Below are 9167 nucleotides of genomic sequence, written 5' to 3'. Positions count from 1 at the left end.
CGGCAGCGACGCTGCGCAAGGAGGACCCGCCGCTGGTGCTCGACGGCCCTTACGCGGAGACCAAGGAGCAGTTGCTCGGCTTCTATATCGTCGATTGCAAGAACCTCGACGAGGCGCTCGACGTTGCGCGCGACCTCGGATCGGCCAATCCCGGCGGCGCCTATGAAGTGCGCCCGGTGGGCGTGTTCAGGCCCGGAGGAAATCTGACGTGAGCGAGGCCGATACCGCCTGGATCGAGACCGCGCTGACCTCGGCGCGCCCCCAGGCGGTCGGCGCGCTGCTGCGCTATTTCCGCGATCTCGACACCGCCGAGGAGGCCTTCCAGAACGCCTGCCTGCGCGCGCTGAAGACCTGGCCGCAGAACGGACCGCCGCGCGATCCCGCGGCCTGGCTGATCATGGTCGGTCGCAACGTTGCCATCGACGAGGTGCGCCGCACCCGCAAGCAGCAGCCGCTGCCCGAGGACGACCAGGCGATCTCCGATCTCGACGACGCCGAGGGCGCGCTTGCCGAGCGGCTCGACGGCTCGCACTACCGCGACGACATTTTGCGGCTGATGTTCATCTGCTGCCATCCGGGCCTGCCGGCGACGCAGCAGATCGCGCTGGCGCTCCGCATCGTCTGCGGCCTGACCGTGAAGCAGATCGCACGCGCCTTCCTGGTGTCGGATGCGGCGATGGAGCAGCGCATCACGCGCGCCAAGGCCAAGGTCGCCGAGGCCGGGACACCGTTCGAAACGCCGGGCGCGGTCGAGCGCTCGGAGCGGCTCGCCGTTGTCGCGGCGATGATCTATTTGATCTTCAACGAGGGCTATTCGGCGAGCGGCGACACCGCCGCAATCAGAAAGCCGCTGTGCGAGGAAGCAATCCGGTTGGCGCGGCTGCTTTTGCGGCTGTTCCAGAGCGAGCCGGAGATCATGGGGCTCACGGCGCTCATCTTGTTGCAGCATGCGCGCAGTGCCTCGCGCTTTGCCGCGGATGGCTCGCTGATCCTGCTGGACGACCAGGATCGTTCGCTGTGGAACGGCACGATGATCGCGGAAGGCCTCGCCCTGATCGACAAGGCGATACGCCATCGCCGCAGCGGGCCCTACCAGATCCAGGCCGCGATTGCCGCGCTGCATGCCCGCGCGGCGACGCCCGAGGAGACCGACTGGGTGCAGATCGACCTGCTCTATGGTGCGCTGGAGGTGGTGCAGCCCTCGCCAGTGGTGACGCTCAACCGCGCGGTCGCGGTGTCCAAGGTGCGCGGACCGCAAGCCGCGCTCGACCTGATCGAGCCGCTGGCGCCAAAGCTTGCCAATTACTTCCATTTCTACGGCGTGCGCGGCGCTTTCCTGATGCAGCTCGGCCGCAACGACGAAGCCCGCGTCGCCTTCGACCGCGCCATCGCTCTCGCCAACACGTCAGCAGAAGCCGCTCACATCCGCATGCATCTCGATCGCCTGATCCGGGACAGCCAGCCCAAGGGCGCCCATGGCGGCGCCAGGCAAGACGCCAAGGTCAAAGACGCCAAGGTGAAGTAGGGAGCGCCTGCTTCGGGCGTTGCAAAATTTTCGCTTCGCCTTGTCGGACCCGGCCCTCTCCCTTCGTCCTAGGACCGTATCGAGGGAGCCATTCATGCTGAAAGCCGTTGCCATCATCGCCGTCGTGCTCGCTGTCGGAATCGTGGGCGTGCTCGGCTTCGCCCTGACGAAGCCCGACACATTCCGGGTCGAACGCAGCCTCGCCGTCAAAGCGCCGGCCAATGCGGTCTATCCCTTGGTCGCCGATTTCCATCGCTGGACGGCCTGGTCACCCTACGAGAACCGCGATCCCGCCATGAAGCGCAGCTTCGGCGGAACTACGGAAGGAAGGGGCGCGACCTATGCCTGGGACGGCAACAACAATGTCGGCGCCGGCCATATGGAGATCCTCGAGGCGAGTGCGCCGTCAAAACTCCGCATCAAGCTCGACTTCGAGCGGCCTTTCGAAGGCCACAACACCGCCGAGTTCACCTTTGTGCCGCAAGGCGATGCCACACTGGTCACGTGGGCGATGTCCGGTCCGGCCCCGTTCCTGTCCAAGGTCATGCAGGTGTTCATCAACATGGACAGCATGATCGGCAAGGATTTCGAGGCGGGCTTGGCCAGCCTGAAGAAGCTCACCGAGAAGTAGCGCCGTCACCCCGAACGAAAGCAAAACGGAGAGAAACGATGCTCAATCCTTATCTATTCTATCAGGACACCTGCGAAGCGGCATTCAATTATTACGCCAAGGCGCTCGGCGGCAAGATCGACGCTATGATGCGTTCGTCGGACGCGCCGCCGGACATGGCGGCCGCGCCCGGCCGCGAGAAGACGATCATGCATGCGCGGATGTCGCTGCCCGACGGCAGCGTGCTGATGGCCTCCGACGCACCCAGCGAGCATTTTCACAAGCCGCAGGGCTTTTCGATCTCGCTCACGGTCGCGGACCCCGCGGAGGGCGAGCGCAAGTTCAACGCGCTCGCCGACGGCGGCAGCGTTACCATGCCCTTCAGCAAAACCTTCTGGGCCAAGGGCTTTGGCATGTGCGTCGACAAGTTCGGCATTCCCTGGATGGTGAACTGCCCGGCCGAGGGAATGTGACAGGCGCGATCGTTTGACGCGCTGGGCGGCGATCCCCTCACCCCGACGATGCGGAGAGGGGCGCGCATGAGATGTTGCGTCATGTGCCGATCGACCGCGTGCCGCTCTCAGCGGATCGATCCGGTCACGTCATTGCTCGGTGGTTGGGAGGAGGGAACGCAGCGCGGACAGATCACGAGCTTTGTCCCGAGCTGCCTGTCATTCTCCGCTTCGATTTCGTCATGGATTGCCCACCACGCCGCGGAGTACGGGCGCAAGGTGCCGAGGACTCTCTCCCGCTCCTGATTCGGATCACTCGCCGCGGGAGCTTGGGTCGCCACGCGACGCTTCATGACGGAGGGACGGTTCGGATCCTGACCGAGGCCGTCCCATGCGATCGGACGGCGTTCCTGCGCAGGCGCGACCACGCATCCCATGAGCGTTGCGCAAAAAGTGAGCAAGACAAAGCCGTGTCGCATCATGCCGGACACCTTGGGTGTTGTAGCGACGCGCCAAGTTCGCTTGCCGAAGCTTGCGTCGCACCGCTCAAATGGAACCTAAGGGAAACGCCTGGCCGACACGGCCGAATATGGATGTTGCTGTCGCATCACATTGCGAGAGCAGTGAGGCCGCTTCGTGAAATGAAGCGGACCGCATCGCACAACAACTGGCGCAATATTAGGCTGTGAACTCCGGGACAGAATCGTTATTTATTTCGTCATAAAATTCTAAAAACTGGGGCGGGCGTACTTGGAAGGGGAGCGACCGATGGCGGCGGCGCTGCAGATCAACTTTGCACTTTGGGGTATGCTCATCTGCGCGAGCATGGAATTGACCGAGCTGATCCAGAGTTTCTATTAGACCTCAGGAAGCTTGTGACGGGCGGAATTGGCGGGCGCCTGCGTCCGCCTGATCATCACCGGCAGCGCGGATAGATCGCGGCGAGGTCGCGTCCCTTCAGCAGAAGCAACCGCGACGAGAGGCCGCCGCGGCGGCTGATCCAGTCGCGCACCGGGCCGGGATAGGCCGCAAGCACCGCATCGGATGCTTCCGGCTCGGCGTAGAAGCGTCCGCGCCGATCGACCGATCGTGCCGCATGGAAGCCGAGCACGGCACGCTTTGTCACACAAATCCGCTCGCCCGGCACGATGCTCAGCACCAGCGTGCAGGCGGACAGGCAGGGACCGTCGATCACCACGCGCTCGCCGCTCTCGCGCACCTTCTCGAACAAATCGAGGAACGGCCCGACCTGTCCACCGGGCGACTGGATGATGCGGATTTCGGCCGAGGCAGGTGTGGCGGCGAGCAGCGCGGATGCGAACATCATGGCCTTGAGGAAGGTGACGCGCCGCATGATGCCTCCGCGAATTCGAGTCCGTAGGATAGGCCAATGAGAAGAGCTGGGTGGCGCTTCGTTAGGCCAACCTACGTTGTGTCTATCCGTTCCGCCGTTCGCCGCGCAGCGTCGGCAGGCCGATGCCCGCCGCATCGAAGCCGCCATCGACGGCCAAAATTTGGCCGGTGATGTAGCTCGATCGTTCCGAGCACAGGAAGTAGATGGCTTCGGCGAGTTCCTCTTCCAGGCCGTAGCGGTTGAGCGGGATGGCGTCGTGATAGTCGGCGCGGATCTCCCTGGTGTGCACCTGCTTCGCCATCGCGGTGTCGACCGGTCCCGGCGCGACCGCGTTGACGCGGATGTTGAGGGACGCGAGCTCGACCGCGAGCTGCTTGGTAAGGTGCGCGAGGCCGGCCTTGCTGGTGCCGTAGGCCGAGCGCAGCGTCGAGGCGCGCACCGCCGAGATCGAGGTGATGTTGACGATGGCGCCGCCATTGCCGTCGCGCATCAGCGGCACCGCCGCCTTGGTGCAGAGGAACGGGCCGGTGAGGTTGACTTCGAGCACGCGCCGCCAATCGGTCTCCGACGTCTCCATCAGCGGCGCGAACACGGCAATGCCGGCATTGTTGACGAGCGCGTCGAGCCGGCCAAACCGCTGTTCGACCGTCGTCATCGCGGCGGCAACCGCGGCTGCGTCCGAGACGTCGCAGGTCAACGCCAGGGTGGCCTCGTCCCGGCCGATCTCGGCGACCGCGCGGCCGAGTAGCTCGCCCTCGATGTCGAGCAATGCCACCCGCCAGCCCTCGGTCAAAAACTTCTTCGCGGTCGCAAGCCCGATGCCGCGCGCGGCTCCGGTGACGAGGGCGATTTTCTGCGGGGTGGCGGTCATAGCTTATCCGTGGTTCGGGAATTGAAGCGGTCTCCCTACCACGAAAGCCGCGAGGAGACGCGACAAACTATCGCGCCCTTTGGCTCTTGGAGGCTCTCCTTTTGCAGCCGCGCAAGGCGGCCTAAGCCAGCTCCGCCGTGGCGCGCTGCATGTTGGCCGACATGTCGGCCGTCACGATGCTCTGCTCCTCGACCGCGGCGGCGGTGGAGGCGATGAACTCGTTGACGCCGGCGATCGCGACCTTGATTGCGGTCAGCGAGCTTGCAACGTCGCCGGAGATGGTGTTCAGCGCGTCGATTTCGGACGTGATGGTGTCGGTCGCCTGCTTGGCCTGGTTGGCGAGGCTCTTCACCTCGGAGGCGACCACCGCGAAGCCGCGGCCGGCTTCGCCCGCGCGCGCCGATTCGATCGTGGCGTTGAGCGCGAGCAGGTTGATCTGGCCGGTGATGCCCGAGATCATCTCGACGATGCCGCTCATCGCCTGCGCCGCCGCGTTCAACCGCTGCGCCTGGCCGTCGGCGGCCTCGACGCGGGTGGTCGCGACCTTCGAATTCTCGCGCGACTTCGCCATGGTGGCGGAGATCTCGCGGATCGATGCACTCATCTGTTCGCTACCGGCCGCGACCGCCTCGATCAGACCGCGCGCGTTGTCGGCTTTCTTGCGGCCGATCGCCTGCGCGGTGATGTCGGTGGCATATTTCACCACCTTGTAGGGTTTGCCGTTGAGGTCGAGGATCGGATTGTAGGACGCCTGGATCCAGATTTCGCGGTCGCCCTTGGCGATCCGCTTGTATTCGGCGGCCTGGTATTCACCGCGGTTGAGCGTCTCCCAGAACTGGCGGTAGGCTCCCGAATTCTTCTCGTTCGGCTCGACGAACATGGAGTGGTGCTGACCCTTGATCTCGGTCAACGAATAGCCCATCGCCTTCAAGAAATTCTCGTTGGCGGTGCGGATGGTGCCGTCCATGTTGAACTCGATCACCGCCTGCGATTTCTGGATGGCGGCGAGCTGTCCGTCATTGTCGGCAGCCTTCATCTTCTGCGCGGTGACGTCGGTCGCGAATTTCACCACCTTGAACGGCCTGCCCATCTCGTCGAGGATCGGGTTGTAGGTTGCGAGAATCCAGATTTCGCGTCCGCCCTTGCCGATCCGCTTGTATTCGGCGGCTTCGAACTGGCCGCGGTTCAGCCGCGCCCAGAAGTCGGCATAGGCCGAGCTCGCGCGATCCTCCGGCGTCACGAACATGCTGTGGTGCTTGCCCTGGATCTCGTCGAGCGAGTAGCCCACCGCGCCGAGGAAATTCTCGTTGGCGGTGATGATGGTGCCGTCCATGTTGAATTCGATCACAGCTTGGGCACGGCCGATCGCGGCGATCTTGCCCGCGTCCTCCATGGTCCTCATCTTGTAAGCCGTGATGTCGGTTGCGAACTTGATGAAGCTCACCACCTTGCCGTTCTCGTCGCGCAGCGGCGCGTACGACGCATGGACCCAGACTTCCTTGCCGTTCTTGCCGAAGCGCCTGTATTGCGTGGTCTGGAACTCGCCGCGGTTCAGGCTGGCCCAGAAGTCGCGATAACGGGCGCTTTCGCGTTCAGTCGCGCTGACGAAGATGCTGTGATGCTTGCCCTTGATCTCCGAGAGCGTATAGCCGCTCATCTTGAGGAGATTTTCGTTGGCATCGAGAATGGTGCCGTCGAGGCCGAATTCGATCACGGCCTGGGACCGGTCGAGCGCCTCCACCTCCGCGACCGCGTGCCTGACTTTCTTGCTTTGGAAATTGAACACGTAAGCTCCGCCTAATGCTGAGGGGCGAATCAGCCGGATCGTCATACCGTTTCGCTCAAGCTAAAAAGTTGCATGGGCTTCTTTAGCAACTGTAAACTCCTGCACGAGGCGGCGCCCGTTCTGTCGTTCGCACGCCTCGGCCATGTTGCTCAGGTTGCAAGTATTCTCGACTCATATGCACGGCGGAGTTCATAGAACGCGCCGTATTTGTACGGGCCACCGCGTGCATTATTTTTCGCGTGGTTGCCGCCGGACGTGATGTCGGCGCGGGTGCGCCTCAATCGTCTTCAAGACGATGCTCATCACGGAACCGTTCGATGACTGACCCCGAGCGCCTAATTCGAGACCTTTTCGCGGCCTATCTCGCCAACGACCGGCAACGGGTCGCCGACGCGTTGGCCGACGATTTCCGCTTCACCAGCCCGTTCGACGACGACCTCGACAAGGCGACCTATTTCGAGCGTTGCTGGAGGGACACCGGCTGGATTGCGCGGCACGACATCGAGCGGATTTTCATCCAAGGCGACGAGGCCTTCGTCACCTATCTCTGCCTGGCGACAGATGGCAGGAGCTTTCGCAACACCGAGTTCTTCACCTTCGCCGGCGGCAAGGTTCGCCGCATCGAGGTCTATTTCGGCGCTGCCCGGCACGACGGTCGTTTCCTGCCGCAGGCGCGCTAGCGCCAGCCAATAACCTCCAGAATAATTTTCGTCACCTGTCGGTTTCGTCAAGGTTCCTTCGTCTTGGAGGTGAGGGCGGGCGGCCCGGGCTGTCGCTCCCGTCCATCTGGAGTGGCGCCGCCGCGCAACCCGAACGACAAAAGCACGCAAGGAATGCTCATGCGATTCATGATGCTGATGATCCCGCTCGGCTACGAGACCGCGGCGCCCGACGTTCAACTCGATCCCGAGCGGGTCGCTGCGATGATGCGCTACAACGAGGCGCTGAAGGACGCCGGCGTGCTGATCACGCTCGACGGCCTGCACCCGCCCTCGATGGGCGCGCGCGTCTCGTTTGCGGCCGGCAAGCCCATCGTGACCGATGGTCCGTTCGCCGAGGCCAAGGAGGTCCTGGGCGGCTACTGGATGATCGAGGTTGCCTCGCGTGCCGAGGCGATCGCCTGGGCCAAACGGTGTCCGGCCGCACCGAACGAAATCATCGAGATCCGTCAGGTGCAGGAGATGAGCGACTTTCCGCCTGACGTGCAGGAGGCCGCCGCCGGTTTCTGCGACCTCAAGAAATAGCCGTAGCTTCGTCTATCCATCATCAAGGGAGAGAACCAATGAGCACCGACACCTATCTCGCCGTTTTCCTCGGCAGCAAGACCAGCTCCAAATGGGCCGCATGGGATGCGATGCCCGAGGCCGAGCGCAAGGCGAAGGAGCAGGAGGGCATGGCGGCCTGGAAGGGCTGGGTCGAAAAGCACCAGGGCGCGATCGAGGCCATGGGCGGCCCGCTCGGCAAGACCAAGAAGGTCGACGGCAAGGGCCTCGCCGACATCGCCAACGAGATGGGCGCCTTCACCGTCGTGCGCGCGGCGTCCCATGAAGCCGCGGCGAAGATGTTCGAGAACCACCCGCACTTCACGATCTTCCCCGGCGAACGCGTCGAGATCATGCCGGTGCTGCCGATCCCCGGCGGCTAGGGCTTCGGCCCGCGGCGCCGGACCGGGAAGAATACGGTCGATCAACCCCGTCGCCGCTAGTGACCTTCCTGCCCAGCTCATGTAAAGGTCGTTCACATGAGCTGGCGCAAGGAGACGCGCCGCGCCGAGCGCGGCTATCACCACGGCAATCTGAAGGAAGCCCTGTTGCAGGCCGCCCTCGGGCTGATCGCCGAGAAGGGCGCGGCCGGCTTCACCTTTGCCGATGCCGCGCGCATGGCTGGCGTCAGTGCCGCGGCACCGTACCGGCATTTTCGCGACCGTGAAGAACTGCTGTCCTCGATCGCGCAGCGCGGCTTCGAGCAGTTCGAAGCGCGCCTGACCGCGGCTTGGGACGACGGACGGCCCGACACCGTCACGGCGTTCGAGCGAGTCGGCAGGGCCTATCTCGCCTTCGCCCGCGAGGAGCCCGCGTTCTACAATGCGATGTTCGAATCGGGCGTGCCGGTGGATTCCAATCCAGCGCTCCAGGCCGCCAGCGAGCGTGCTTTCAACATCATTCGTGCCGCGGCGGAGCGGCTTGCCGCGCTGGCACCGCCGGGCACCCCGCGGCCGCCGGCGATGATGATGGCGCTGCACATCTGGTCGATGGCGCATGGCGTGGCCTCGCTGTTCTCCCGCGGCGATGCTGCGCGTCGAAAGCTGCCGATGTCCCCGGACGAGCTGCTCGAAGCCGAGGTGCTGATCTATCTGCGCGGTCTCGGCTTCCCGACCGATCGCCGTCCCCCGGCGAAAAGCGCCGAGCCGCCGCCGGTACCACCGGAGGCATCCTCCGGTTCGGGCGTGCCGCCCGGTGGTCCCTGGGGCAAGCCGAAATAAAGTTACCCAAATAATTCCCCCGCCCTGTCGGGCGGTCGGCTTGACAAAATCGCGGGATGATCTACCTATGTAAATGTTATTTACATT

The 9167-nt window shown here is 64.1% G+C and carries 12 protein-coding genes; 8 read left to right on the top strand and 4 right to left on the bottom strand.

Going from position 1 to position 9167, the window contains the following annotated elements; translation table 11 throughout:
- The 4 genes from IVB47_RS24735 to IVB47_RS24720 form a co-directional block, all read left to right on the top strand.
- Positions 1-212, top strand: a 212-nt coding sequence (locus IVB47_RS24735) for a YciI family protein (RefSeq protein WP_247465106.1), incomplete at its 5' end; no start/stop codon positions are given.
- Positions 209-1525, top strand: a complete 1317-nt coding sequence (locus tag IVB47_RS24730; RefSeq protein ID WP_247465103.1) for an RNA polymerase sigma factor — start codon at positions 209-211, stop codon at positions 1523-1525. The genes IVB47_RS24735 and IVB47_RS24730, both read left to right, overlap by 4 nt.
- A gap of 94 nt (positions 1526-1619) precedes the next feature.
- Positions 1620-2156 carry an SRPBCC family protein gene (locus tag IVB47_RS24725; protein WP_247465101.1) on the top strand — a complete coding sequence of 179 codons (537 nt, stop codon included), beginning with the start codon at positions 1620-1622 and terminating at the stop codon, positions 2154-2156.
- Between the two features lie 38 nt (positions 2157-2194).
- Positions 2195-2608 carry a VOC family protein gene (locus IVB47_RS24720; protein ID WP_247287576.1) on the top strand — a complete coding sequence of 138 codons (414 nt, stop codon included), beginning with the start codon at positions 2195-2197 and terminating at the stop codon, positions 2606-2608.
- Between the two features lie 107 nt (positions 2609-2715).
- Here IVB47_RS24720 and IVB47_RS24715 read toward each other — a convergent pair whose 3' ends face one another.
- From IVB47_RS24715 to IVB47_RS24700, 4 genes are all read right to left on the bottom strand, one after another.
- Complete coding sequence (locus IVB47_RS24715) at positions 2716-3069, bottom strand: hypothetical protein (RefSeq protein ID WP_247401009.1); 354 nt, start codon at positions 3067-3069, stop codon at positions 2716-2718.
- A 434-nt stretch (positions 3070-3503) separates the two neighbouring features.
- Positions 3504-3941, bottom strand: a complete 438-nt coding sequence (locus IVB47_RS24710; RefSeq protein WP_027570328.1) for a hypothetical protein — start codon at positions 3939-3941, stop codon at positions 3504-3506.
- An 82-nt stretch (positions 3942-4023) separates the two neighbouring features.
- A complete protein-coding gene (locus IVB47_RS24705) occupies positions 4024-4812 on the bottom strand; it encodes an SDR family oxidoreductase (RefSeq protein WP_027570329.1) in 789 nt (262 codons plus the stop codon).
- A gap of 121 nt (positions 4813-4933) precedes the next feature.
- Positions 4934-6598 carry a PAS domain-containing methyl-accepting chemotaxis protein gene (locus IVB47_RS24700; protein WP_247465098.1) on the bottom strand — a complete coding sequence of 555 codons (1665 nt, stop codon included), beginning with the start codon at positions 6596-6598 and terminating at the stop codon, positions 4934-4936.
- Positions 6599-6915: 317 nt separating this feature from the next.
- On the opposite strand from IVB47_RS24700, the gene IVB47_RS24695 reads away from it, so the two are divergent.
- The 4 genes from IVB47_RS24695 to IVB47_RS24680 all read left to right on the top strand — a co-directional run bounded on the left by IVB47_RS24695 (position 6916) and on the right by IVB47_RS24680 (position 9080).
- The gene (locus IVB47_RS24695) at positions 6916-7278 is read left to right on the top strand and encodes a nuclear transport factor 2 family protein (protein WP_247465097.1); all 363 of its coding nucleotides are present in this window, start codon (positions 6916-6918) and stop codon (positions 7276-7278) included.
- 159 nt (positions 7279-7437) lie between these two features.
- The gene (locus IVB47_RS24690; RefSeq protein ID WP_247465095.1) at positions 7438-7842 is read left to right on the top strand and encodes a YciI family protein; all 405 of its coding nucleotides are present in this window, start codon (positions 7438-7440) and stop codon (positions 7840-7842) included.
- Between the two features lie 38 nt (positions 7843-7880).
- Positions 7881-8243 carry a YciI family protein gene (locus IVB47_RS24685; RefSeq protein ID WP_027570333.1) on the top strand — a complete coding sequence of 121 codons (363 nt, stop codon included), beginning with the start codon at positions 7881-7883 and terminating at the stop codon, positions 8241-8243.
- 96 nt (positions 8244-8339) lie between these two features.
- A complete protein-coding gene (locus tag IVB47_RS24680; protein WP_027570334.1) occupies positions 8340-9080 on the top strand; it encodes a TetR/AcrR family transcriptional regulator in 741 nt (246 codons plus the stop codon).
- Positions 9081-9167: the final 87 nt, after the last annotated feature.

It is taken from the genome of Bradyrhizobium sp. 62 (assembly GCF_023073035.1).
GTDB lineage: Bacteria > Pseudomonadota > Alphaproteobacteria > Rhizobiales > Xanthobacteraceae > Bradyrhizobium.
This window is presented reverse-complemented; position numbering and strand designations above follow the sequence as displayed.